The sequence below is a fragment of the Parachlamydiales bacterium genome (genome assembly GCA_041671045.1).
GTDB lineage: Bacteria > Chlamydiota > Chlamydiia > Chlamydiales > JABDDJ01 > JABDDJ01.
This window is the reverse complement of sequence record JBAZCF010000011.1, coordinates 100350-126858: the sequence shown is the minus strand read 5'-3', so window position 1 is coordinate 126858 and position 26509 is coordinate 100350. Positions and strand designations below refer to the sequence as shown.

Genomic DNA, 26509 nt, shown 5'->3' with positions numbered 1-26509 from the left:
CTCTGCGATCTTTGCGCCTTTGCGTTCAAAAAAACGCCACTCAAACGTTCCTACAAACAACTTCTTGCCGGGCGAAGCTTCTCTGCGTTCTCTGCGTCTTTGCGTTCAAAAAAAAAATGCCACACAAACATCCCTAAAGACAACTTCTTGGTTGAGGCTTTGAGGCTTTGAGGCTTATGGGCACTCCTAGTACTTAACGCGGTTCTCCCAATAGTCATTACCATAATCCAGGGTGAGCTGTGCCCCTCGTGGAATATCGTCAGCTGCAAACAACAGCAAATGCATTAAACCCCTATCTAATGCCCATCGCCCTTCCAAATTGGGCAAGTCTTTGTGATTAATGTAGCGGGTTATATTGCCATAGACCTTCGCATCAATGACATATCTACCTGCTCCCCAACGCGTCGGGTATTGCAGGCAATAGCCGTTCACCCAGGGCATAATTCGGCTCACAGGACGCACCCAGCCCGTATATTCACCGATAAAATCGCCTTTCTTTAGATTCCTATTGGTTACAACCCCATAACCTAAAGCATTATTTACCCATACTACTGTGACGTTAGCAATCTCACAGGAAAAAATTTCCTTTTGCTTATCCTTACCTAGCGCATGCACAGAATCATCCAGAATGCGTGGAAATAGATGTAAAATACGCTCTAAATCTTCAAAACTTGAAAAATGCAGGGTAGGGGAGTAGGCAACTCCTGTCTTTTCCAGAAGTTCTCCTGCTGTTAGATGGGAGACAATCTTGTCTGTTTTTAATAGCATTTTGATCTGAGGCTTGAATTTCGGACACAAGAGTCGAATACATTCTCCTCTACCCAGAAGAAACGCTAAATCCAACGAAGTAAATCCCGCGTCATTTACGAAATCAATATCGCCCAAGCTTTCTTTCAGACGGCTTGCCTCAGCAAGATCATTATTTATCACTGCCCAATGCAAGGGCGTGTTATTCATAGAACACCAAAACTTTATTTAAACATATTGTGGAGAATAAAATTTAAAATTGCTAGCGTGTGAGAGTCGACATTTCTAACTATTCAAGGAGATAAGGAAATGAATTTACGCATTGGAGCCGCATTAGCCGGCAGGATAGTCTTTGACCAGGAAACAGAGAGAAGCCTCCCTAGTCTAGTCAAGGAAGAAGAGTCTAAAAGCAAAGGCAAAAAGAAAGAAAAGGAAATCAACCACTTATCAGGCTATTTTTTCCACACTCCACGCCCTAACGGTAAAGAATTTCCTGATGCCAGCTCATATGTCCGCATTTATGACGGCAACAAAGTTTTAGCTACCGTCCAGCCCGATAATGGCTATATTAATCTTGAAATAATTAGTAAGGTGAAGAGAGCCGGTCTTTTCTCATTAAGCAGCTCAAGTTCGACAGAAGCAAAACTTAGGTTTGATATTATCCATCACTATACTCCCTATGAAAAAGATGTCGAAAATCAAATACGTGAAGTTGTTGTTCAGACAATTGAAAAAACATACCAATTTAAGAAAGACTTAGATCTGAGCAAGGTATACGTGGATTATGCTTACCAGCCCGAAAACCCTGCACAAATGAATACTCCCCCGAAAGATCAGTTGTTTAACTTTTCCGAGTTCATGAGTTTTCTAACTAATAATCTTCCTAAGCTTGCCTCACTTTTCGCTGCAACAATAAGCTCTCGCATCATTACTACCGTCAACAGATGGACTATTAGCCCCTACATAAATACATTTCTTCAAATCGTCGGTCTTTCCAAGTCAGACGAGACCACTTCAATGCTAGTACAAAGAAAATTTGATAAATGGAGTACTATACCCTATCCAAAAATAGAAAAAACTCCTGAAAATTTAATTAAACTCTTGATGAACAGTATTGCAAGCGTACCACGCGAAATTATCGATGGAAAAGCGGTCTGGAATATTAGCTGGAAGGGCCTTGCGCGTGACATTCAAGGCTCCCTTGCAGATACTAAAATCGTGGCAACCCTCGATCCTGAGGGAGTAAATCCACCCCAGCTAGAAGAAATCATCTTCAACTTTGACGGGGAAGTGGGCGGTCCGGGAGAAGAAATATGGCGCAGAGACGGATCTTCAGATGTCATCGGAAAGTTCAACAGGGCTTTTTATGCGGCACTTTCACAATTTGCCTATTGGGGTGAAGCTTGTGAACATTTAGGTAAGGGACACCTAACTCTTGAAGTGTTTGTTGAAGGTATCTTTAGAAACTTGAGAGATGACAACCCTTTGAAAAAATACCTAAAGCAGCACCTACAAGGTACTGAACAAATCAATAAAGTAGGGGCCGGTTTCGGCGGACTGGTAAAACCGGGTGAAGAGCCCTCCGAAGAAGTGAAAAAGCGTGTAGGAGTTGTATTTGGCGATGATAGTGCTCTAGCCAAAGGTGGTTTAACTGCCAACAGTCTCAATGAGCTCATTCAAAGAGCCGTTGATAGGTATGTCAATTGGAAGAACTTTAAACCGGCAACTCCATTGGCAGGTGAGAAGGTCGATTATTTTGCACAGGAAGAGAATGCATATCATACCCAGATTACCCAAGATGTGACTACCTTTGTTAATGCAAGCTGGGATGACTTTAATCAATCCGATGTAAAACAACAATTCATTAATATGTCTGAAGACATGATCGAAAATAATCCTAACGTACCTCCTATTCTAACAGCTGCAATGACGGAGGAGGAATATAAGCAGAATATTATAGAGTTTACGGTATATGTGCATATGCTGATCAATCACCACTCCTTGCATCATGCGACTCAATATCCTCTAGCTAATATCACTAACTGCTCATTGGCAATTAGAGATAAAGCCCTGAAAAAAGTGGGGGACGAGTTGGTTTTTGCTGAAGATGGCAATACCGATCCGGAAACAACAGCAACAGTTTTATTCCTCGTCGGTTTTTTAATGGGCGCTAAGGTTCCCACCATGTTTGATAAGAATTACAATGTGGATGAAAACATTGTAAATAGTAATCTAGCCATGGTAGAGGGTCCGCTAAAACATATGAAGGATGAGGATTTAAATCATACCGATCCTAAAGAAACTCGCTTGAAATCAGTTCCTATCTAAAGTTAATGCTGCCGCACATTTAGTGCGGCAGCATTAAATCAGTGCTTAATAATCATTTTTTAAGGAAAATTTCAAAAAAAAGATCACTAATTTTTGCATTAAAATGCGAACTAAGGATCTAATTCTGCTCCCTTTTTGTCCGGAAAAGGGATTAATTTTCTAATAATTTTAGATTTTATCAATTGCCCTTTGACAAAATAAAACAAAAGAACCTATTTTTAATTTATAGCAAAATCAAGTGTCCTCTCAGTAAGGTGACGATAAGTTTTTTGAGGTAAATAAAAAACTTTATGCAACTGATGTTTAGTAAAATTAGAACTCTTCCTTCTCTAATTTCCATACCTAAGCAATGGACAAAAGAATATTGCTCAAATAATTTTATCTATTTTTTTTTGTTCAGTTTTCTATCTCTCAACAAATTCGTAAATTATCATGATTGAGACAGGCACTTTTACTAACCAAAGCGCTGCTGCCCCTGCTCAGCCGACAACTCCCAAAGATTTTGTCTGGGCAGTTGTGAAAAGACATTGGTTAGGCCTTGTCCTTATGCAAATTTTCTGGTTAGGCTGGGCCCTCGACACGACTCTCTGGCCCATCATCTTCGGAGAACTCACAGATCTCATCACCACACATAGCGAAGGACCGAGAGAGATCTGGCCACTCTTATCCCAACCCATCATCTGGGGCATCATCCTATGGATTGGTCTGGAAATAAGCTATAGGCTAGGCGGCATCATTATGGCCTATGCCTTGCCCCGTTTTGAAGCAGATATGCGGATGTCTATGTTCAATTATGTTCAAGGGCATTCACACCGCTTCTTTGCCAACCACCTTGCCGGAACCGTTGCTAATAAAATTGCTGACATGACTCAAAATGTACACGAAATTGTCCGTTTACTTGTCACTTTAATTATACCTTCGATTGTAGCTGTCTTAATAGCAACGGTTCTATTTTTCTTCGTTAACCCTTTCTTCGCTGCCATGCTGATATTCTGGATGGCTATTCATGTAGGCATATGCGTGTATTTTATGAAAGGATGCGGTAAACGCTCCCAAGTGCATGGGGAAGCGCGTAGTACCCTTTCAGGGATGCTAGTAGATAGCTTATCCAACCATCTCACAGTCAAGCTTTTCGGCCGTCAATTTTTTGAACGCAATTTCATCGGCGCCTACCAAAGGGAAGAACAGAATAAAAACAGACATGCTCTGTTCTACATCGAAAAAATGAAAATTGCCATTGCCATAGCCTGCTTTATATGTTCAGGATTAGGCATCAATGGTTATATGCTCTACTCCTGGCAGCAAGGGACCATCTCTACGGGAGAAGTTGTTTTTATCTTCAACACTGTATGGAATATTACCTCTATGGCCTGGATGGTTGGCCTTGAACTTCCGCGGTTATTCACTTCCTTGGGCCTTTGCAGGCAAGCTCTCACAGTCATTGATGTCCCTCATGATGTTGTAGATAGCACTGAGGCGGCAGAGCTAGAAGTCGAACACGGCGACATCCAATTTAACAATGTGACCTTCTCCTATGGCAAAGACCCTCTATTTGAAAACCTCTCTTTAAATATACGCCCGGGACAAAAAGTAGGCCTCGTCGGATTTTCCGGCGCAGGCAAAAGCACTTTTGCCCATCTCATCCTTCGTTATTACGACGTAGACTCCGGTAACATTACTATTGATGGACAAAACATTGCTGATGTTTCCCAAGCCTCCCTCCACCGTCAAATCGCGATGATCCCTCAAGACGCCACCCTCTTCCATCGTACCCTAATGGAAAATATCCGCTACGGAAGATCCGACGCTACAGACGAAGAAGTCTTCGCTGCCGCTAAACTCGCCCACTGCCACGAATTTATTAAAGAATTACCCGAGGGATATAACACTCTCGTCGGAGAAAGGGGAGTTAAACTCTCTGGAGGACAAAGACAACGCCTGGCCATCGCACGCGCTATGCTCGCCGATGCACCTATCCTTATCCTAGATGAAGCGACCTCTGCGTTGGATTCCGTCACTGAACGATATATACAACAAGGGTTGACCTATCTAATGCGCAACCGCACAACGATTGTCGTAGCTCACCGCCTCTCTACTTTGACCGATATGGACCGTATCCTGGTCTTCTCCCGTGGGAAAATTATCGAGGACGGAACACATGAAGGCTTGCTTGCCCGCAATGGACATTATGCAACTTTATGGAATATGCAAGTCGGCGGTTTCTTGCCTGACTACGAGAGCGGTAAAAGTTATGCCTAGGGAAACCCCCTATTTTTTTCTTCAAGATTGACACAAAACATTCTCATATATAGTTTGAAGAGTATGTCAACATCTCCTTTGCCTAAAACCCTACCCTCCTTTTTTTGGCATTTTATAAGACGAAGGGCAGGGACTTTTTTCTTTATGCAGCTGCTCTTCCTGGCATGGTCGCTAGACCTCGCCCTCTGGCCTGTTATTATAGGAAAACTGTTAGATGGATTAGAGGCGATAGCTTCCCACCGACAAGACTTATGGTCATCCCTGCATACTCTCATCTACTATGCTTTAGCTTTATGGATCGGTGTTCAAATAGCTCTTCGCATCGCCGGTTATATGTGGGCTTCGCTTGTTCCTAAGATGGAAGCGGAAGTCCGCATGGAAATGTTTGAATATGTTCACGGCCACTCACACCACTATTTTAGCGAAAACCTTTCCGGCAGTGTAGCCTACAATATCAATCTGATGGTGATGAGCTTTACCACCATGCTGGATATTGTAGTAACAGCATTCTTGCCTACTGCCGGGTTGATAGCTATTGCCGCAGTTCTCTTCTTCAATATCTCTTTTGCCTTCGCGGCCATATTCATTGGGTGGATAGTCATCCATATGTACACCAGCATACTCATGGCCCCTGCCTGCTGCATAGCCGCCCAAGAACACAGCCAAGTCAAGGCCAATTTGCAAGGCAGCATCGTTGATAGTTTGTCAAATTATATATCGGTCAAGCTTTTTGCCCATGAAGATGCTGAAAGAAGCTATATAGATAAAAAACAGCAAAAAGAGATCAAAGTCTATCAATATTCAGAAAAAGTCTCCCTTAATGTCATCACATGGCTTGGTATTATTACTTTTCTCGGTGCGGGCATCGGCTTGCACGGTTATATTTTGTATGCGTGGAAGCAAGGCTGGGCCACTTTGGGAGAAGTCATCTTCGCTATCAATACGACATGGAGCGCCGTGACAATGACGTGGTGGGTGGGAACTTCCATCCCGCAAGTGTTCAATCTATGGGGAGCCTGCCGCCAGGCCTTAACGACCATACAAGTAGCTCACGATATTGTGGACAGCCCCGAAGCAGTTGAACTTGAGGTATCGCATGGCGAGATTGCATTTGAGGGTGTTTCATTTGGGTATCCGGAAAAACAACTGTTTGATAATAAGACGCTTATAATTCATCATGGAGAAAAGATAGGACTTGTAGGCTATTCAGGGGCAGGGAAGACCACTTTTATTCAACTCATCCTCCGCTTCTTTAACGTAGAACATGGCCGCATCCTCATCGATGGCCATGATATCTCGAATGCTACTATCACTTCATTGCGCAAAAATATTGCAGTCATCCCGCAAGATCCCCAACTATTTCACCGCAGCCTAATGGACAACATCCGCTATGGCCGCCTGGAAGCTACCGATGAAGATGTCATCCACGCCTCCAAATTAGCTCACTGCCATGAATTTATCGAGAAACTTCCAGAACAATACCAGACTGTTATCGGAAAAAAAGGCATTAAACTTTCCGGCGGCCAAAAGCAGCGTGTCGCCATCGCTCGGGCCTTCCTCTCAAAAGCCCGGATCCTCATCTTGGATGAGGCAACCTCCGCCTTAGACTCAAAAACAGAAGCAGAAATCCAGGAATCGCTTAATAAACTCATGCAAGGAAGGACAACATTAGTCATCGCACACCGTTTATCCACCCTGCGTGGATTAGACCGCATTTTAGTTTTCCATGAAGGGAAAATCGTTGAACAAGGCTCTCACGCTGCACTCATAGCAACAGGCGGGGTATATTCTAATATGTGGAAACTGCAGTCCGGAGGCCTTATGCCTGATGCCTTTCCGCAAGATTTTGAAGAAAAAACTCCAGATATTATTTGAAATAACCCCCGTTCAACCTATATTGTATTCAAAAAACTCTTAACATGGAGAGAGTATGGGTAAAGATAACTATGATCCAGCCAACTTATTTGCGCGTCAGACAGCCTACCAACAAACTTATCAAAACCCTCTTCAAGATAGACCGGAGCAGTGCTCTATAGTTTCCACCTACGAAGGCAGAAATGTAAGAAATGGTTGTGGACTCGTCTCTACCATCAACTTAAAAAACCTCGCGGAAAAACAAGGTTTTGAACAAATTGCTCATGATTCGCTAAACTTCCGTCAGCATGGCTTAGATTTAGTTCATAAGCATCAATCTGTTGCAGTAGTTAAAGAAGCTGTAGGAGTGGATCCCTCCCGTGCGGTGTTAGCTTTCTTGAAGCAAGCTGTCGCTAAGCCTTTTGAAACAATCATGGGTTCATTGCCGGATGTAAGTAAAATCGACCTTAAAACATACAATGCCGCCGGCGTCGAAAGAGAGCCACGACTTCAAACCCTAAATTCTCTTTTAGATACAGAAGAAAAATCTAAGCATTTGGAAGAAAACCATGCAGCACTAAATATACGGTCTATTCTCACTGTATTTGCATCTTACAGCTGGTTTTCTCACGACAACAGGGGCAGCCCGGTAAAAATTGTATTCAACTACGGAACCGACCTTCTAAACGCGATGTTCACAGGAACTGCTCTAGTTTTTGGAAGATTCAAAAATAGCCCTTATTTTGGAAGCTCTCTAGACGATAATAACGTTGCAGGGCACGAGTTTACGCACCAAGTCATTGATAACATTGCACAACTTGTCTATTCGAGACAGCCCGGAGCATTAAACGAACACTTTGCTGACGTTTTTGGATTAATATCTGATTTTCTAAGAAATAAACTTAGTATCGAACAAGCTGAAGCAGAAGATAAACTCCGCATGGGCGACTTATTCATTAAGGATCTTAACAACATAAAGTACTCATTAAGATCATTTTCCAATCCTGGTGAGGCATTAGGTAATGGCAAAAATGCTCATCCGCTCTTAGGGGAAGATATCCAACCGGACAATTTGACCTATATGAAAGATACAGATGAGGATGAAGGCGGTGTACATATCTATTCAGGGGCTTTAAATAGAGCATTCTACCTTGCAGCAAAACAGCTGGGCGACTACAACTGGTGGGGCCTAGGTGCAGTTTGGTTCCTTACTCTATTCCGGTTAGACCCCAATGCAAGCTTTGACCAATTCAAAGAAGAAATTGTAAAATCCGCCGAACAACTTTTTGGGGAAGGAAGAGTGAAAAGTGCTATCGTAAATGCCTTTATTGTTGTGGGCTTATATGATAATAATTTCAGTGATCCGTCACAGTTTATGCAAGTACCTAACCCTCGTTAATACCCAATTAGCACGCCCCCAGCGCGCTGAATAGGCCTGCACTTAACAATAGCGATACTTTAGGCATCACTATTGTTAAGTGCGTAAGAAAGAAGTCTATTGTAGAATGTGATTTTCTATTACATCCCAGTTTGCGTCAAATACTACGCTCGAGTATTCTTATCGCAATAGATATCATGAGAATTCGATGAAGAAAGTATACTTGCTGCCTAACATTATTACTGCATTCGCCCTTTCCTGCGGTCTTTTCGCTATTTTTAAAATGAGCATGATCGAAGCAGGAAATGTCTCTTACGCTGATTTGACGTTTGTGGTGGGAATCCTATTGATCGCCGCTTTTGCAGATGTCATTGACGGAGCCATAGCGCGTATCCTTAAAGCACAAAGTGAATTCGGAGAGATCTTCGATTCTCTTTCGGATGCGATTACCTTCGGTGTAGCTCCTTCAGTAGTCATCCTAAAGACGCTTTCGGTTCCGCCTGGAACTGATATGTCCTATTTCATCACCGCGGCTGCAATGATATTTTCTATTTGCGGGGTCCTCAGGCTTGCCCGTTTTAATTCTTCTTTACATGCTGCCCCTGCCAATCAGGAACAAGATAAGAGTAAAAATTTTACCGGGCTCCCTATCCCTGCCGGCGCAGCAGCAGCACTTTCGGGTAATCTTTTTCTGATTTCTCCCGAATTTAGCAATCTGGTCACTATCTCACCTGAGACACGTACGTGGATACTCTTCGGGATGTTTATCGTTCTTGGCTATTTCATGATCAGCCGTTGGAAATTCCCTAGCGTAAAGAGCCTGCATATCAGGGTCGCTTCGTTTCAGCTTGTTTTCCTCACTGTTCTTTCTGCCGTATTTGTGTTCTATGGAATTCTCCACCACTTTGCCGTCGTCTTCTTTGTCATCTCATGGACGTATGTAGTAACAGCATGGGTGCTTTCGATGATAAGGGTGATCAGTGGGAAACGTTCTCAGATGCTGATCGATTATGAGCCAGATCCGGATGATTTAGAAGGCTAGATGTACCTAGGTATACAGTCGCAGCAAACCAGTGACAATGCCTAAAACACGTATATCGGATTGCTTTACCAGAATGGGGTAATGCCGTGCACTAGTCCCTTCAAGCCGGATATAGGCATTTTCCTCAAAATAACGTTTGATCATCGTGTCTGTGCTGTTGACCACGCAAATGATGGTTTCGCCATCGCAGCAAGGCTCTCGGGCTTCTACTAAAATAAGATCTCCGTCAGCAATCAACTCTTCGTGCAGGCTTTCTCCCTTTGCTCTTAAAAGATATGTTGTTTGATTGGTGTTGATCATAGAGGAAGGCACAGTGATATGCTGGGGAACAGGCAGCATCTCTATGGGATGGCATGCTCTGACATAACCCATTAAGGGCAAGGTCATCGCTCCGCTAGAATTTGTTTTTATCGGAGGAATAGCTTCAATCAGGGTTAAACTTCTACCTTGGCGAGGCAGGGTTTTGATGACACCCTTTTTAGTCAGTGTCTGAATATGTTTGTGGATTGTTCCTAGAGAACTAAGCTTAAGATGGCTGCCAATTTCACGGTAGCTGGGAGCATGCCCATAGTGCGTGACAAAAGACTCTATAAAGGTGACTATATCCCTTTGACGAGCACTTAATCCGTGCATAATTCCTCCTTCTGACGGAATACCAACCAACAGATGATGAGAGATGTGAACCACATGATCAAAGCTGATACTACCACATCGCTAAAAAAATGTCCCCCTTGGGCGATACGTATATAAGAAAGTACTCCTCCGGCAGCCAAGGCGGCAACATAACCGAATATTTCTAATTTCCTTCTTCTCATTCTCTCACCAATCAACGCTACGGCAAAGAAAAAGAAGCCTATTGAGCAATGACCGCAGGCAAAAGATTTGGAAATCTGAGGGTTATTGAAATAGGGTTTATAGTAGGGCCGGAATTCTTGATTTCCCCCGAATTCAATAACTTGTTTAGGCCGGGGACGTCCCCAATTGTCTTTAAGTACTGCATGTACTATAAGTCCGCTCCCGATGGCAAGCACAAGGATAGGCACCCACGCAGCTTTTCTCCACTCGAGACACTTTTTTGTGATATAACTGTAAAGTAAAAAAATGAAACAGAATGCGATGACAAGCCATCCCGACATCACTCCCCAGTTAAATACAAATAAAATCCAGGGGCTTTGCATAAAACGGTTGTCGCCAACTCCATCATGATTGTAGAATTGCTTCGTCAAAGCTAGATCAATTTCTCCTGACCAAGGAGTGTATGCTATAAACAGCAGCAAAGGGATCAGCCAACGCCCATGCTTCCTTATTGCCAACAACATATGTTAATACCTCGCTTTGTAGCATACATAATAAAGGATCAAAGTACAAGATGCCTATAGACTTAAACTACCTCCAGTCCTTGTTTCTTACACCGGTACCTTTCTGGATTGTATCCCTCCTTCTCCTATTCCTGGGTTATTTCATGTGGCGCACCGCAGTCGCTATAAAACAAGCGGAAATGACCGAAGCTGCTATGAAGCACGAGAAAGCCCTAGCCCATGAAAAACTGGAAGCACTGCATCTAGCCCAGTCTCATATGATGGACTCTTTTAAAGCCCTTTCCGGGGATGCACTAAGAAAGAATAATGAATCGTTCCTCCATCTAGCCCAAACGAAATTTTCCGCCTGGCAGGCAGATGCCCGCGGCGATTTCCACCGCCGTCAAGAACAAATGGATGGTGTCATTAAACCGATCAAAGAAACTCTTCTCAAAATGGACGAAAAGCTCCATACGCTGGAAAAATCCCGCTGCACTTCAGAATCAAAACTTAGCGACCAACTCATCCGCCTGCAGCAAGAGACTTCACTCCTAGTCCGCGCTCTGAGACAACCGCATGTGAGGGGTAAATGGGGAGAAGTCCAGCTCCGACGCGTCGTGGAAATGGCAGGTATGTTGGAATATTGCGACTTTAACCTCCAGGAAACAACCTCGCTCAATGAAACACGCCGCCGCCCGGATATGATTGTCCGCCTGCCCGGCGGAAAGAATGTCATTGTCGATGCTAAAACACCCCTGCATGCTTATCTCGAAGCCTACGAAATCCAAGATGAAGGCGAGCGCATCCTGAAACTGAAAGAACATGCTAAACAAGTTCGACACCATATCGATGAACTTTCCAAGAAAAGCTACTGGGATCAGTTCGAACATGTTCCCGAGTTCGTTGTCCTCTTCCTTCCTGGCGAGACATTCTTCAGCGCTGCACTAGAACAAGATCCTTCCCTCATCGAAAGAGGGGTAGAACAAAAGGTTATTCTGGCCACTCCCACAACTCTAATTGCCCTTCTCCGCGCTGTGTCCTACGGTTGGCGCCAAGAGAGGCTGGCAGAGAACGCCCAACAAATTTTCACAGCGGGCAAACAACTCTATGAAAGACTTTGCACCTTCACAGATCACCTAGCAGGAATTAAGAAAGGGATCGATCAATCCGTCAAGTCCTACAACCTCGCCATCGGTTCCTACGAAAGCCGCGTTATGGTCTCAGCACGTAAACTCAATGATCTCGGTGCTTCCAACGGCCAAGAACTTCCCGCTATGGAAGCTCTTGATGTAGCCCTCCGTTAGGAGCTGTTTTAAACCTTGTCCTAGTATGGAAGCAATTGTTTTTAACCGTTGTGCTTGACAATGATGCAGCTGACGGTTTTGTCGTTGCCGCCCATGCTGATAAGCATTCCGTAAGGAGATTTGGGCTTTACTTGATTGGGTGAACGTACTGTGAATTGATGGAGGAGATCGACGAGTTGCCGCACACCTGTTGCGCCGGTGGGATGACCGAAGCCTATGAGGCCGCCGGATAGGTTAGTCGGGATAATACCTTGAGCTGAAGTCGCATTGGATAGTATCAGGTCGGGGGCTTCGCCGGGTTTAGCCAATCCAATCGCTTCGAGAGCAAGAAGTGCAGTGATGGAGAAGCAGTCATGGAGTTCAAGCAGGCTGATATCTGAAATGCTGAGGTTAGCTTGTTTGAGAGCGGCTTTACATGCTGCTGCAGTGGTGGCTAGGGTGGTAAGGTCTTCGGGGTCTTGCGTGATGTCGCCTTCCGCTTCACCAAAGCCTATGATTTCGACAGCGTCCTTAATAGACAGCCCTGCTTTTGTAAGGCCTTCTTCAGAGGAAATAATAAGGGAGGCCGCACCGTCCGATACTTTGGAACAGTCATAAAAGTTTAGATGCGGTACAAAACGTGAGGGGTCCGGAGGAGTCATTCCTAAGGAAAAGAGATCTTGGGAAGCATTGTGGTATTCTTGAGCTTTAGGACTGCGACGGGCATTAAGGATACTGAGTTCGTACCATTTGGCCATCGCATTGCGCGCTTTTTCAGCGTCATATTTTTCTAGATAAGCACCTGCACGGTCGGAGAATAGTCCAGGAAAAAAATAGGCGTGGCCGTTTTTCCGCTGGCGGCTGTAATGTCCTGCTCCCGCAAGAACATCCGCTCCATAGAGGGCTTTCATCGTATTTTGAATTTCGAATGCAGTGACAAACGTCAGGTCGGATGTTTCGGCCAGGATAGTTTTAACTCCGGTCAGAATAGCTTTTCCTCCTGTTCCGCATGCGCCTTCTACACCGACGCAAGGTTTATTGAGCAGGGATGGAACAACGAAGGGTAAAAAACCCGGCAAGTTAGCTTGGTTGAGAAAGCGGCCCGACATGAAGCTGCCTATGACGCCTTCATCGATTTCAGTGCCGGATTGAAGTTGTGATAAGCTTCCCTGGGCAGCTTCAAGTAGATAGACTTCCATTGGAACTGTTGTACCGGGTTTGAATTCCGGCCTGCCGGAACCCATAAAAATGGTCGTATAACCGGCAGCGGCAAAGACACGTTTGCGTAGAGGTCTCATGTTTCCACCTTAGTGACCAGTAAAGAATCTAAAAAGCTCTCCATCGGTCCGTAGACTTGATGAAAGCCTAGTTTGACGACTGTGTTGATATCTTCAGGAGAGCTTGCTATTTCACTATTCACAAGTAGTTCAGCGTTAAGCCTGCAGGCTTTTAGATATTCTAAAGCAAGCTTACTGCCTACGGCTTCGCTGGCAACTATTTTCTCGAAATATGATCTTAAGAATTCTTGAGGACTATTCTTTTTGATGAGTACTTTCCAGGGCTGATGCCCCTCTGGTAGACTGCCAAGAAGTTGCACTGCCCGCAGGATCATAGGATCTTGGATATTGATATAAGAAGAAGTGGTTGTATCGTAAACTGCGCTGATTAAACCCTTATTGTTATATTTGAAGATACCATCTTTTTGGTAGCCTTCGGGAGTGACGCCGCCAAGGATGTTCTTTTCAAAGAGGGTACTGATGAGAGGGGATATGACGTCTGTTGTTCCCACCAAACTGGATATGGTTTGTGCAATATGATAACAAATGCCGATACCCACATAGTCTGCGAGCTGGAATATCCCCATCGGGTGGAGAAGGTAATCTTTGGAGATCATATCCACTGCAAAGATGGCGGCAGGGGCGGGGAGTAGACCGGCTAGTTTCTCCGTAATGGAGTTAGCAAAGGCAAGCTCGCGCATGAAATAGTTATTGCCGATGAAACCGGGAAAGTCTTTCGTGATGACAATCGTCTTGTTAAATCTTTTGGCAATCTCTAGGGCAAATTGTTTTGTATCTTCAGTGACTTTATCTGGAAAACTTATCTCCATAAGTTTTTGCACTGGGGGAGGATTGTAGAAATGCAGCCCTACAATACGATTTTGGAGGTTTGCCTGCTGTTCTAAGATGTTGATCGGGATAGAGGAGGTATTGGAGAAATAATATTGAAGTTCAGGAGCGAGCTGGGCAAGCTTTTGCAGCGTTTGCACTTTAAGGACAATTTCTTCAGGAAGGGCCTCAAAGACTAATTTGGCATGTATCGCCTCTTCTAAACGCGTTCCGGTACTTACATTGTCCAGAGCGCCGTTAACAAATTCGTTGACCATGTCGGCATTGCTGACTAAAGCTGCATTTTGATTGAAAGCTGTACGTAGAGGAATAATGAGCTTTTCGGCATATTTGCTGAGCTGCTCCCGCAGATATTCTATCAAGGAAGGAAAAGCGCTGCTATCCTGATCCACAAGTACAAGTCTAAATAGGCCGGAACGCATTTTTCCTTGGCTTAACGCCTCAAGACGGGCCATCTCCTGTAAAACAAGAAGAGTTATCCCCCTTCCCATCTTTCCTGCTGCTCCTAGTACTGCGCAATCTCTAAAGTTTTGGTCAAGGGACATGCATATTTCCTAAGTTTTAAATTAATTTATGTATATATCATAAAGGAAATAAAAAGTGTGGCCCAGTCATTATGTTAGATCGCCCGGGTATACGTTTGCGTAAAGCAATTACAGTCCATAAGCCCTTAATCCTTGCAGGGGTGGTTAATGCCTATTGTGCACTATTGGCCGATAAAGCAGGGATACCTGCTTTATATCTTTCAGGTGCCGGGGTAGCTAACGCCTGTTTCGGCCTTCCGGATCTGGGATTAACATCGCTGGATGATGTAGCCGAAGAAGTGCGGCGGATAACTTATGTTACCTCTACACCCCTTATTGTCGATGCCGATACGGGATGGGGGAGTCCTTTGAATGCTGCCCGTACAGTGAAAATTCTTTCCAAAGCTGGGGCAGCAGGGATTCACATTGAAGACCAACCCTTCGAAAAAAGATGCGGCCATCGTCAAGGTAAAGTAGTCATTCCACCCAAGGAGATGATTGAACGTATAAGTGCCGCCGCCAATGCGAAAGAGGATGATTCTTTTTTATTGATTGCACGCACTGATGCTCTTGCTGTTGAAGGACTTAATGATGTTATTTCTCGAGTCAAACAATATATTGAAGCTGGAGCGGATGCTATTTTCCTCGAGGCAGTGACAGAAATAGGACAATATCGCCAAGTGAAAGACCATTGCCCCGTGCCCCTCATTGCTAACTTGACCGAATTTGGGAAGACTCCCTCCTGGACAGCTCAAGAAGTTTCAGCGCATGGAGCAGATATCGCGTTATTTCCTCTTTCCATATTCCGTGCTATGAGCTTCGCAGCGCAAAATGCTTACGAATTGTTGAAAAATCAAGGTTCAACAAAGGAACTTTTACCCCAAATGCAAAATCGCGCAGAACTTTATTCTGTACTAAATTACGAAAAATATGAAAAACAGATGGATGCGTGGTTAGAAAAATACAGGAGTTCTCCATGAGTTTATTTAAAACTGCCGAAAACCCTCAAGGTCTTGCAGGTGTTATTGCCGGTGATTCTTCCATTTGTTTATGCGGGGCAGAAGATGAATCCCTGCTCTATCGAGGATATTCGATAGAGGACCTGGCGGCAAACAGTACTTTTGAAGAAGTCTCTTGGCTGCTTCTGCACGGAGAACTACCACAAAAGGCTGAACTTCAGAACTATCGCAAGCGTTTGGCTACCCTAAAAGATATTAACGGGCCGGAAAAGCACCTTTTAGAAATGGTTTCCAAATATGCCCACCCCATGGATATGCTGCGTACCGCTGTTTCTTTTTTAGGGAATGAAGAGCAAGACACAATATTAACAGATCCGGTAGCTTCCTCTGAAAGACTGCTTTCCGCCCTGCCTACCTTACTGACCTATTGGTGGAACTTTCACAAAAATAAAAGAAAATTACAAACAAACATACCTTCTAATTCGATTGCTGAACAGTTTCTTAGCCTCCTGCACGGTACCCCTCCCAATGAACAAATGCGACGCGCTTTAGATGTTGCCCTTATCCTTTACGCAGAACACGAATTCAATGCCTCTACTTTCACCGTCAGAACAATAGCCAGTACGTTATCGGATTATTTTTCCGCAATCGTTGGCGGTATCGGCGCCTTAAGAGGTCCTTTGCATGGGGGAGCTAACGAATGGGCGATGGAACTTATCCAAAGCAGCGGCACACCTGATAAGGCGGAGAAGAAAATCCTTGAGATGCTTGCAGAGAAAAAGCTGATCATGGGCTTCGGCCATCGTGTGTATAAAAAAGGGGATCCACGATCCGCCATTATCAAAAAATGGGCAAAGAAACTTGCGGAAACTACCAATAAAATGAATCTCTTTGAAGCTGCCGAAAGGATTGAAACCGTCATGCTGCGCGAAAAGAAACTTTTTCCTAACTTAGATTTCTATAGCGCTGTAGTTTTCCACTGCTTAAATATCCCGACAGTTCTTTTTACTCCACTTTTTGTGATGTCGCGCACTGCCGGGTGGTCTGCACACTTCTTAGAGCAGCATAACCATAACAAATTGATACGTCCGCTAAGCAACTACATAGGGCCTAAACATCGCTTTTATATACCCATGGAGAGCCGCTCTTGAAGCATCCTTATGATACAGTCCTAAGCGAAATGGCTGCCTATGTCGCCAAAGAGCAAACGTTTAGCTCCGATGCTTATTCTACGGCAAAACTTTGCCTTCAAGATACCTTAGCTTGCGGCTTTCTAGCCCTGCAAGACCCTCATTGCCGAAAGCACTTAGGGCCTATCGTTCCAGAGGTAATACTCACTAATGGCATCCATGTGCCGGGAACAAAATTCATCCTCGATCCTATTCAAGCTGCATACAATATGGGCGTGATGAATCGTTGGCTGGACTACAACGACACCTGGCTGGCAGCGGAATGGGGACATCCATCTGACAATATCGCTGCTATCCTTGCTGTAGGGCAATACGTTGCCAACCACAGACATGTCACAATCAAGGATGTCCTCAATGCTATGATCAAAGCCTATGAAATCCAGGGCGTCCTAGCATTGAAAAATAGCCTAAATGCCCGCGGCTTCGATCACGTCCTTTTTGTTAAAGTAGCTTCAGCCGCAATTTCTGCCTATCTATTAGGGCAGGATGAAGCTGGTATCGCTGCGACACTTTCCCATGCTTTCATCGATACCGGTCCTCTTCGTGCATATCGTCATGCTCCCAATACAGGGCCCCGTAAGTCATGGGCTGCAGGAGATGCCTCAAGCAGAGGAGCCTTCCTTGCCTTTGTCACATCCAAAGGGGAGCCGGGATATCCCTCAGCTTTGACTACTCCGCGGTGGGGATTCAATGATGTCATTCTAGGAGGCCACCCCCTTGTGCTGGATAGGCCGTTAGATAGCTATGTGATGGAGAATATTCTCTTTAAAGTTAGATTTCCGGCTGAATTCCATGCCCAAACAGCAGTGGAGGCAGCATTACATCTGCACCCTTTAGTCAAAGATAATATAGAGGCTATTAGCAGGATTTCTATCCAGACACATCAATCTGCCCTGCGGATCATCTCAAAAACGGGTCCGCTCCACAATTTCGCAGACCGTGACCACTGCCTGCAGTATATGACCGCCGTCCCATTGCTTTTTGGCGAATTAAAAGCGGAACATTATTCTGATGCCTTCGCCGCTGCACATCCAGAAATCGACCGGTTACGTGAAAAGTTTGTCGTAGAAGAGAATGCACAATACACCCAAGATTACTACGATCCGGACAAGCGTTCGATTGCAAATGCCGTTACAATCCACTTGGATAATGGCGAAGTTCTAGGACCGATTGCAGTAGAATACCCATTAGGGCATAGGCGCCGCAGATCTGAAGCAGCACCTTTTCTCCGACAAAAACTGGCAGAAGGGTTAAAAGCCATTAACGCCCAAGACCTGCTGACCCAATTTCCATTAAAGGATGATATGCTCTTGAAAGATTTTATCAAGCTGCTGATTAGATAGAAAACGCCCACATCGTTCTAGCTAATGCGGGCTTAAAACGGGTGCTAAACTATTGCCCTATAGCATCCAAGAGGTCATGTTTGATCGTATCTACCAAACGATCCCATTTTTTTATACCCTCTGTCTTTATATCCTGTCTTAGCTGGTCATCTTTGAGCTGATCTTTTTTAAAGGCTTCCTCTTTTCTTTGTTGTTCAACCTTAGCATCTTCTGAAAATTTATTCAGAATTTTTGATGCAGTTTCATCAAATTTTCGTTCTGCTTTGCGCACAAAATTATCTTTTGTATCTTCACTCGACTTAGGCGAACCTTTCCTATCAGCTTGAGTACTATCAGTCTCTGTTTTCTTAGCTTTTTTCATTTCTACTGCTGTGGCGACCATGGATGAAACAAGCGTTTCAAACTGCTTATATTCCGCATCGTTCATCGCCTTAAACTCCTCTTCATCTTCTACTGACACATCGTCTTTCTCATTATTCGCTGTGGAGCTTTCTGATCGTGTTAGGTGCTCAACTTTTTGATCTTTTAATAATTTATTGACTTCGGTGAGAATTTTATTATTAATAAGCCTCTTCCCATCAGCATTGATATAACCGATACGGCATTCCTGAAAATATTGTTCTATTTTCTCGGCTCCCTTATTTTTTTGTAGTAAGTCTTTAAAATTCACTTGCTTAAATACAAGTCGTTTCTCGCTTATCCCATCTTTAGATCGCAGATTCATAAGGCCTTTGTTTGAAATAATAAAAATTTTACTCTCGTAGATCTCAGGGTTGGTTTTCAAAGATTCAAATACATTAGTTTCCATAGAAACCTCGCCATAAAATAGTTAATTACTACATCTATCCGATGAAATAATTATAATAGATTGTTAATTTTTAAGTGAAATCGTAAATTTAATTTGACTTTAGTTAATTTGTTTATTATAATAGTAAAGATTTAATTAATAAACTTAATCCTAAGGAGATAATAATGACCGCTTATACAGAATTTTTTAAGGATGCTTCTTTCCCTAACATGTTACTATATACTGCTGCAGGTGCAGGGGTTGCATTCGTCACAGGTCATGCAGTGGTAGCAGGTGCAGCTTTCGGTATGATTTCTGAAATTTTTTCGCAATGTACTAAAGCTCTTGCAGAACAAAAGATAAAAAATCCGGCTGCGCGCCAGTGTATCCGTTTCGTTGGAACTTGTGCCGTATCTACTTTAAGTATTTCAGGTTTGGCTACTGCCGGTCTGCTGCGCAATCCTATCACTCTTGCCACAGGCTTCACTTTTGCCTGCGGCATCGCGTTGGCTGACTTTGCTTGGCAATGGATAAATAAAAAGTAATTAAAGTAATGAACCGGGATTGTTGATCAATTGCGCATAATGGTGCGAGACTAAAGCGGCTAAATGACCATCGATAATGCGATGGTCAAAACTCCACGATAGATTGACCATGTTTTTGATGACAATCTGGCCATTGACTGCTACCGGCATCGGGGCGATCTTTGCAAGGGCAAGGATCGCTACCTCCGGTGGATTAATAATCGGCGTAGCCCATACACCATCACCACCTAGAACACCAAAATTTGAAACAGTGATTGTTCCGCCCCGCATTTCTTGCGGAGATAAGGCATTCGCTAAGGCATTCTGTTTAAGTTTCTCATACTCATGAATCAATGTCGTAAGGTCCATTGCCTCGACATGTTTTAATACAGGCACAATAAGGCCCTGTTCCGATGAAACAGCAATCCCCACATTATGGTGGTTATGCAGGATAAGCTCTGTTTTTTCGGCGTCAACCGAAGCATTGATTTTGGGGTAATTCTTAATAGTCAACGAAAGCGCTCTGATAAAGAAAGGCATAAAACTAAGCTGGATCCCTTCTTCTAAAGCTTTTTCACCCACCTTCAAACGCAACTGGATAAGTCTGCTGGCGTCCACCCTTTCAAAATAAGAAAAGTGGGGAATCGTCCGTTTTGATTCTGCCATTTTTTTTAACATCAAGCGGCGAATCCCTACGATAGGCTCAAGCCGATCCGTCTCTTCTTCACCATCAAGGATAATAGCAGCATGTAAGTCCTGCGGTTCAATACGCCCCTCTTTTCCGGATCCCTGAAGGGTATTGATATCCACCCCTAGCTCTCGGGCTAAACGACGGGTGCTGGGCAGTGCCAGCTTCTCTCCGGCTGCCGTATGTACGTGTTCTCGGACAGCATCCGCTTGCGAAACAACAGGCTTCTGAGGTTGCGGCGCCCTTTTTTCAGGAGCAGGGGCAGGAGCAACAATGGCTTCTTCTCCGCTTCCATGTTCAATAGAATACAACGGCTTGCCTACAAGGGCGATCTGGCCAGCCTTGTAATAATGCTGCTTTATTTTTCCCGCTACAGGCGCAGGAAGTTCAACCGTGGCTTTATCTGTCATCACGACAACCACAGGCTCATCTTTAGCTACTTCTGCACCTTCTTTTTTTAACCACTCGATAACCTCACCCTCAACCACGCCTTCCCCAATGTCGGGCAACTGTACGGTATGGATTTGTGACATATCAATACGCCATTGTTTCTAAAAGGGTTTCTTTAACACGGGGTGCATCAGGCAGATAAAGGGACTCTAATGTGTTGGGAAAGGGTGTATCATAACCGCAGCAGCGTGCCACAGGGGCATGTAAACGCAGGAAACATTCTTGCTGTATCAATGCGATAAGCTCAGCGCCAAATCCCATAGTAAATGGCGCCTCATGCGCTATGACGCAACGTCCTGTCTTATAGACGGAACGTACAATGGCATCGAGATCCAAGGGATTCAGGGTACGCAAGTTCAAAACCTCTACATGAATATTATTTTCTGCTTCGAGCTGGTTGGCAGCTAACATATTTTGGTGATGCTGTGCACCCCACCCTAATAAGGTAATGTCGTTGCCTGTACGTGCAACATGTGCCTGTCCGAAAGGTATGCTGTAAGACTCTTCCGGTACTTCTTCTTTTATGGCCCGGTAAATACGCTTAGGCTCGAAAAATAAAACAGGATCGTTAGAGGCTATAGCGGTTTTTAATAATCCTTTTGCGTCGTAGGGGGAAGAAACAAATACAACCAATAATCCCGGTGTATGCAGAAACTGTGCTTCAGGCGATTGCGAATGGTAATGGCCGCCATGAATGCCCCCGCCATAAGGAGTGCGGATAACTAACGGAGCAGTATATTGGTTGCCGGTTCTATAGCGCATCTTGGCCAATTCGTTCACTATCTGGTCATATGCGGGGAAGATATAATCAGCAAATTGGATCTCGCAAATGGGCTTCAGACCCTTCTGCGCCATGCCGATGCCAAAACCAATAATCCCTTGTTCGCAGAGGGGTGTATCAAAAACACGTTCCGGTCCGAAACGTTTTTGCAGATCTGTTGTAACACGGAAAACACCTCCAAAAGCCCCGGCGTCCTCACCAAAAGTAACTAAACGGCTGTCCTTTTCAAATTCCTGCATCAACGTATGGTTCAGCGCTTGGATGATGTTCATTTCTGGCATGATTCGCTCCTATGAACGACGCTGTCTTGTTCACGTTCCAATGTCGGGGTCAGCTCAAAATAAACATGCTCAAATAAACTATGGATAGGCGGGCTGCAGGCTCCTTTGGAATTTTCGATAGCTTGGTCTATTTCGTGGGCGATTTTCTTCTTTAGCTCTTCATCCTTAGCTTTTGACCATAACTTCTTTTTCTCCAAATATTTCCCTAGCCGTGCAATAGGGTCTTTGATGCGCCATTTTTCCACTTCCTCCTCAGTACGATACTTTGAGGGGTCGTCCGACGTAGAATGCGCGCCCATACGGTAAGTCATAGCTTCGATGAGCACGGGCCCTACATCCAGGCAGTGCTGACGTGCTTTTTGTACTACATCGTAAACGGCAAAAAAATCGTTTCCATCCACTCTAACTCCTTCAATGCCATAGCCGATGGCTTTTGGGACGATGCCGTCGCTGGCAAATTGTGCCGAAGCCGGCGTGGAGATAGCATAGCCATTGTTGCGGCAAAAGAAGATTGCAGGAGCTTTGCGCACGGCAGCGAAATTGATCCCGGCATGGAAATCTCCTTCAGAGGAAGCTCCCTCGCCAAAATAACATACTGCTACGGATTTTTCTTTCTGCACTTTCATGGCGTAAGCGCAGCCCGCAGCATGCGGGATCTTTGTGCCGATAGGGGAGGAGACTGTCACCACATTGAGTTTGCGTGAACCGAAGTGGTTTGGCATTTGGCGCCCTAGGATAATATCATTGCAATTGCAGAACATGTGGTCCACATATTCCCTAATGGTGAATCCTCGCCAGAAAATAATGCCGGCTTCTCTATATTGGGGATAGAGCCAATCCGCAAGTTCCAATGCAGCGGCGCTGCCTACGGCGCATGCCTCTTCCCCAAGGGAAAGCATAGCAAAAGAGATCGTTCCCTGGCGCTGTAAAGTCACCATACGGTCGTCGACCATCCGCGTTTGCAGCATGATCTCATAGGCTTTCAATAGAACATCCTTCGGAATCGAAGGCGCCCCTTTCTTTAAAGTCCCACTGTCGTCGAGATAACTAATAATTTCCATTTGAAATAACGTAAAATATTTTCTATAGAGATAGAACATTCTAGGGTTTTAGAGAAGAGGGAATGATCTACCCCCCGAATTTTAAAAGTGGTATTGTGAGCTAAAACATATAAAAAAAATTGGAACAAATTTCATGTATATCGCTAAAAATCAAGTGCGCATGCACGATACAGATATGGCCGGCATCCTTTACTTTGCACGTCTTTTCCGCTTTGCCCACGATGCATTGGAAGATTTTTTTGAAAGCGAGAAATTGGATCTGCGGCATATGTTCGACCACGAGCCTTTTGTCTTTGTCATCCGCCACGTCGAAGGCGACTACCTCGCGCAGTTACATGTTGGAGATGTGCTTGAAATCCATGTCGTCGTCGGAGAATTAGGTAATAGCTCCTTCAGTTTGCATTACAATATTTACCGCAAAAAAAATGAATTAGTGGGGACAGTAAAAACCGTGCACGTATGCATCGATAGGAATACACGCCAAAAAATGGCCCTGACCGAAAAATTGAAGGGAATACTCATCAAACACCAACGGAATACCCATGTTTAGCAGCGCCACATATGAAAAGCTAGGTGTCTTCTACATTGGAAAAAAGGTGGAAGAATCTAAAGATGCGCCTCTATTATTGAATTCAAGCCAATTGACCACGCATGCGGTCATATTAGGCATGACAGGAAGCGGTAAAACAGGCCTAGGCATTGACATATTAGAAGACGCTGCAATAGATAAGATTCCTGCGCTTATTATTGATCCAAAAGGCGATATGGGCAACTTATTGCTCACATTTCCCCATCTTTCAAAAGAAGAATTCCTGCCCTGGATTGATCCTCAAGAGGCTGAGAGGGCTAATCTCACGCCGGAACAATTTGCCGAAAAAACCGCAAAGAAATGGAAAGACGGCTTAGCTTCCTGGGGTGAAGACAGCTCCCGCATAGCAAACCTTAAATCTTCCGTCGAATATGCCATTTATACTCCTGCGAATTCTTCAGGACGCCCCATTTCCATCCTATCATCTTTCTCGGCGCCTTCTCCGGATTTAATTAAAGATGAAGCCGCCCTCCGTGATAGGGTAATGACTGCTTCCTCAGGGCTACTGACTCTTGTCGGCATTAATGCCGATCCTTTAAAAAGCCGCGAGCATATCCTCCTTTCACGCATCTTAGAAGATGCTTGGAAATCAGGAAAAAACCTCTCCCTTCCCGATATCATCAATGCTATCCAAAAACCTTCCTTTGACAAGGTAGGTGTGATGGATGTTGATACCTTTTATCCCGCGAAAGACCGTTTGGAATTGTCCATGACGCTGAATAATCTTCTGGCAGCTCCCGGCTTCAGCGCTTGGATGGAAGGCGAGCCTTTAGATATACAGCGCCTCCTCTATACTGATGAAGGAAAACCGCGCCACAGTATCCTCTCCATAGCTCATTTACAGGACAATGAACGCATGTTCTTTGTCACCCTTCTGCTTAATGAGATCGTCACATGGCTAAGGCGCCAGCCGGGTACTACCTCATTAAGAGCGCTTCTTTATATGGACGAGATCTTCGGCTATTTTCCTCCAAGTAGCATGCCCCCCTCAAAAATGCCGATGCTTACACTACTTAAACAAGCCCGTGCTTATGGCTTTGGTGTGATTTTGGCTACGCAAAACCCTGTAGACTTAGATTATAAAGGATTGGCTAACTGCGGCCTATGGTTTATTGGTAAACTTCAAACCGATAGGGACCGCTCACGTGTGATAGAAGGGCTACAATCAGGGACAAATTCTACATTAGCCGAAAAACTAAAAAAATGTGGAAGCCGCATTTTTCTTCTTCACAGCATCTATGAACAGGAACCTATCCTCTTTGAAACACGCTGGACCTTATCTTATCTCCGTGGGCCTTTGACCTTGCCTCAGATAGCGTCTCTGACTCCACAGATAGACAAGATCACGGCCGCTGTTAACCAGATACCTCAGGCACCGTCAGCACCTGCAAGAACACAAAAGCCCATCGTAATCCAAGATTATGAAGAATATTTTGTGGCTAAAAAGAATGCTAGAGGCGATGTAGAATACATGCCGCTGTTAATTGGAATTGCTAAGATCCACTACACCAGTTCAAAAAACAATATCGACCAATGGTCTAATATTTCTCTTGTAGCACCCTTTTCAGCAGATAATAGAGAAGTAGACTGGGGTAAGGGAGAGTCGATGCCTGACATCTTCTCCCTTGTTTCCAAAGAACAGCCTCAAGATGCCTCTTTCAGGGAAATTCCTTCCATCTTGAAGAATTTCAAAGATATACAGAAAGATTTCCAACAATACCTCTATGAATTTAAAACACTAGACCTTCTCTCTTATCCCGAACTGAAGATGAATGCCTCTTCCGACCAGACAGAAGGAGATTTTAGAGCAGCTGTAGCGCTTAAACTACGCGAACAACGCGATGTGGAAGTAACATCCATCCGTGAAAAATATCGAGCCAAAATCGACACACTTAAAGATAAAATAGATAAAGCCCAGACAAAAGTTGATAAACAGCAGACACAGTCATGGCAAAATATTTTCAGCTCCATCATCTCTTTCTTATCCACTCTTTTAGGAGCATTTATGGGAAGGGGGATGACGAAGGGGACTCTTAACCAGGCTGGCACAGCTATGCGTCGCGCAGGGAAAATTGGCCAATCCAGAGAGGAAGTCACCTATGCAGAAGGTTCGTTAGAAAAACTAAAACAGCAGCAGCAAGAATTAGAAGACTCAATGCAAACGGAGCTGTCAGCAATTCAGCAAAACGTGGATCCCACAGCATTAGACATAAAAAAGATCCCTATAGCCCCTAAGAAAAGCGATATTTCCGTCCAAACTATCGCACTAGTCTGGTGGCCCGCAAAATAGGAGACATAGGAACCCGTAGTCGTTAGACTTGAGCAATATGCTGTTCGATGACTTTAAGATCCTGAGTTGTCAGATCCTTAGGAATTTCGCTGAGGATAGTCTTTTTGACTTCAGGATTGATGATTTTGCGCATTAGTCCTAAGAAAGCCGGATCAGCTATTAGGTATAAACGGTTAAACCTTCCTTTACGTATAGAAGCGGTCAGAAAGTCTGAGACTTCATTGGCAAACTTTAGCGCTTCTACAGCTTTAGGATCTGTCTCCGGTTCATAAGCGGACCTTGCCGTACTGAAACTTTGAAAGTTCCGGCCCGGCTTGGTAGAGATAAGATCTTGGTCGCGAAGGCGTCCTTCAGGATGAGCTAGATCGGCAATTTCTTCCAGCTTGGGGAATTTTACTATTTGATAGATCTTTGCATGGCATTTATCTGCAACTAGAACCCAGATGTGATCTTCTGACATAATTACCTCCTTGTCCTATATTTAAGTTTTAAACCTATGTAATATTAAAGTCTAGGCGTCGAAGTAGAATTAATAGGATGTGTGCTAGTTTTAGATTTTTTAAGGGATGTTAGCTAATTATTTTAGCTAACACATGCTTTTCTGTTAGATTTAATAATATTTATTAAACGCTAAAACGCTAAAACGCTAAAACGCTAAAACGCTAAAACTGCAGAGAAGTTGTTTGTAGCACTATTGTGTAGCGTTTTATTTGAACGCAAAGACGCA

General features: G+C 44.2%; 22 protein-coding genes. 12 read left to right on the top strand and 10 right to left on the bottom strand.

Features of this window, described 5'->3' with window-relative positions:
• Positions 1-186 precede the first annotated feature (186 nt).
• Entirely contained in the window at positions 187-957 is a 771-nt protein-coding gene (locus tag WC222_11200; GenBank protein MFA6916955.1) for an SET domain-containing protein-lysine N-methyltransferase, read from the bottom strand.
• A gap of 99 nt (positions 958-1056) precedes the next feature.
• Here WC222_11200 and WC222_11195 point away from each other — a divergent pair, with 99 nt between their 5' ends.
• From WC222_11195 to WC222_11175, 5 genes are all read left to right on the top strand, one after another.
• A complete protein-coding gene (locus tag WC222_11195) occupies positions 1057-3075 on the top strand; it encodes a hypothetical protein (GenBank protein ID MFA6916954.1) in 2019 nt (672 codons plus the stop codon).
• Between the two features lie 432 nt (positions 3076-3507).
• Positions 3508-5334: an ABC transporter ATP-binding protein gene (locus WC222_11190; GenBank protein ID MFA6916953.1), complete on the top strand. Its 1827-nt coding sequence runs from the start codon at positions 3508-3510 to the stop codon at positions 5332-5334.
• 63 nt (positions 5335-5397) lie between these two features.
• Positions 5398-7209, top strand: coding sequence for an ABC transporter ATP-binding protein (locus WC222_11185; protein ID MFA6916952.1), 1812 nt, complete (start codon positions 5398-5400; stop codon positions 7207-7209).
• Positions 7210-7264: 55 nt separating this feature from the next.
• A complete protein-coding gene (locus WC222_11180) occupies positions 7265-8587 on the top strand; it encodes a M4 family metallopeptidase (protein ID MFA6916951.1) in 1323 nt (440 codons plus the stop codon).
• Positions 8588-8774: 187 nt separating this feature from the next.
• Positions 8775-9608 carry a phosphatidylcholine/phosphatidylserine synthase gene (locus tag WC222_11175; GenBank protein ID MFA6916950.1) on the top strand — a complete coding sequence of 278 codons (834 nt, stop codon included), beginning with the start codon at positions 8775-8777 and terminating at the stop codon, positions 9606-9608.
• A 6-nt stretch (positions 9609-9614) separates the two neighbouring features.
• On the opposite strand, the gene lexA is transcribed toward WC222_11175, so the two are convergent.
• Positions 9615-10241, bottom strand: a complete 627-nt coding sequence (gene lexA / locus WC222_11170) for a transcriptional repressor LexA (protein ID MFA6916949.1) — start codon at positions 10239-10241, stop codon at positions 9615-9617.
• Positions 10229-10927 carry a phosphatase PAP2 family protein gene (locus WC222_11165; protein MFA6916948.1) on the bottom strand — a complete coding sequence of 233 codons (699 nt, stop codon included), beginning with the start codon at positions 10925-10927 and terminating at the stop codon, positions 10229-10231. The genes lexA and WC222_11165 overlap by 13 nt, the downstream gene beginning before the upstream one ends.
• A 50-nt stretch (positions 10928-10977) precedes the next feature.
• Between WC222_11165 and WC222_11160 the strand changes: the two genes are divergently transcribed.
• Positions 10978-12210 (top strand): DNA recombination protein RmuC, encoded by a 1233-nt coding sequence (locus WC222_11160; protein ID MFA6916947.1) that lies wholly within the window; start codon positions 10978-10980, stop codon positions 12208-12210.
• A gap of 41 nt (positions 12211-12251) precedes the next feature.
• On the opposite strand, the gene WC222_11155 is transcribed toward WC222_11160, so the two are convergent.
• Positions 12252-13487 (bottom strand): 3-ketoacyl-CoA thiolase, encoded by a 1236-nt coding sequence (locus WC222_11155; GenBank protein MFA6916946.1) that lies wholly within the window; start codon positions 13485-13487, stop codon positions 12252-12254.
• Positions 13484-14860, bottom strand: coding sequence for a 3-hydroxyacyl-CoA dehydrogenase family protein (locus WC222_11150; protein MFA6916945.1), 1377 nt, complete (start codon positions 14858-14860; stop codon positions 13484-13486). The genes WC222_11155 and WC222_11150 overlap by 4 nt, the downstream gene beginning before the upstream one ends.
• Positions 14861-14931: 71 nt before the next feature.
• Here WC222_11150 and prpB point away from each other — a divergent pair, with 71 nt between their 5' ends.
• From prpB to WC222_11135, 3 genes are read left to right on the top strand one after another with little or no spacing between them, the layout of a single operon-like run.
• Positions 14932-15819, top strand: a complete 888-nt coding sequence (prpB, locus tag WC222_11145; GenBank protein MFA6916944.1) for a methylisocitrate lyase — start codon at positions 14932-14934, stop codon at positions 15817-15819.
• Positions 15816-16949, top strand: a complete 1134-nt coding sequence (locus WC222_11140) for a citrate/2-methylcitrate synthase (protein ID MFA6916943.1) — start codon at positions 15816-15818, stop codon at positions 16947-16949. The genes prpB and WC222_11140 overlap by 4 nt, the downstream gene beginning before the upstream one ends.
• A complete protein-coding gene (locus WC222_11135) occupies positions 16946-18331 on the top strand; it encodes a bifunctional 2-methylcitrate dehydratase/aconitate hydratase (protein MFA6916942.1) in 1386 nt (461 codons plus the stop codon). The genes WC222_11140 and WC222_11135 overlap by 4 nt, the downstream gene beginning before the upstream one ends.
• 49 nt (positions 18332-18380) lie before the next feature.
• On the opposite strand, the gene WC222_11130 is transcribed toward WC222_11135, so the two are convergent.
• The gene (locus tag WC222_11130) at positions 18381-19139 is read right to left on the bottom strand and encodes a hypothetical protein (protein ID MFA6916941.1); all 759 of its coding nucleotides are present in this window, start codon (positions 19137-19139) and stop codon (positions 18381-18383) included.
• Positions 19140-19303: 164 nt separating this feature from the next.
• On the opposite strand from WC222_11130, the gene WC222_11125 reads away from it, so the two are divergent.
• Positions 19304-19663 carry a hypothetical protein gene (locus tag WC222_11125; protein ID MFA6916940.1) on the top strand — a complete coding sequence of 120 codons (360 nt, stop codon included), beginning with the start codon at positions 19304-19306 and terminating at the stop codon, positions 19661-19663.
• Here the strand turns inward: WC222_11125 and WC222_11120 are convergent, their stop codons facing one another.
• The 3 genes from WC222_11120 to WC222_11110 are packed head-to-tail and all read right to left on the bottom strand — an operon-like array spanning position 19664 to position 22903.
• Complete coding sequence (locus WC222_11120) at positions 19664-20863, bottom strand: dihydrolipoamide acetyltransferase family protein (protein MFA6916939.1); 1200 nt, start codon at positions 20861-20863, stop codon at positions 19664-19666.
• A gap of 1 nt (position 20864) precedes the next feature.
• Positions 20865-21842 carry an alpha-ketoacid dehydrogenase subunit beta gene (locus WC222_11115; protein ID MFA6916938.1) on the bottom strand — a complete coding sequence of 326 codons (978 nt, stop codon included), beginning with the start codon at positions 21840-21842 and terminating at the stop codon, positions 20865-20867.
• Complete coding sequence (locus WC222_11110; GenBank protein MFA6916937.1) at positions 21830-22903, bottom strand: thiamine pyrophosphate-dependent enzyme; 1074 nt, start codon at positions 22901-22903, stop codon at positions 21830-21832. Before WC222_11110 ends, WC222_11115 begins: the two co-directional genes overlap by 13 nt.
• A gap of 133 nt (positions 22904-23036) precedes the next feature.
• Between WC222_11110 and WC222_11105 the strand changes: the two genes are divergently transcribed.
• Together WC222_11105 and WC222_11100 are read left to right on the top strand one after the other, a co-directional pair.
• Positions 23037-23453 carry a thioesterase family protein gene (locus tag WC222_11105; GenBank protein ID MFA6916936.1) on the top strand — a complete coding sequence of 139 codons (417 nt, stop codon included), beginning with the start codon at positions 23037-23039 and terminating at the stop codon, positions 23451-23453.
• Positions 23446-25782 carry a DUF87 domain-containing protein gene (locus WC222_11100; protein MFA6916935.1) on the top strand — a complete coding sequence of 779 codons (2337 nt, stop codon included), beginning with the start codon at positions 23446-23448 and terminating at the stop codon, positions 25780-25782. Before WC222_11105 ends, WC222_11100 begins: the two co-directional genes overlap by 8 nt.
• A gap of 22 nt (positions 25783-25804) precedes the next feature.
• Here WC222_11100 and WC222_11095 read toward each other — a convergent pair whose 3' ends face one another.
• Positions 25805-26242: a host attachment protein gene (locus tag WC222_11095; protein MFA6916934.1), complete on the bottom strand. Its 438-nt coding sequence runs from the start codon at positions 26240-26242 to the stop codon at positions 25805-25807.
• Between the last annotated feature and the right edge of the window lie 267 nt (positions 26243-26509).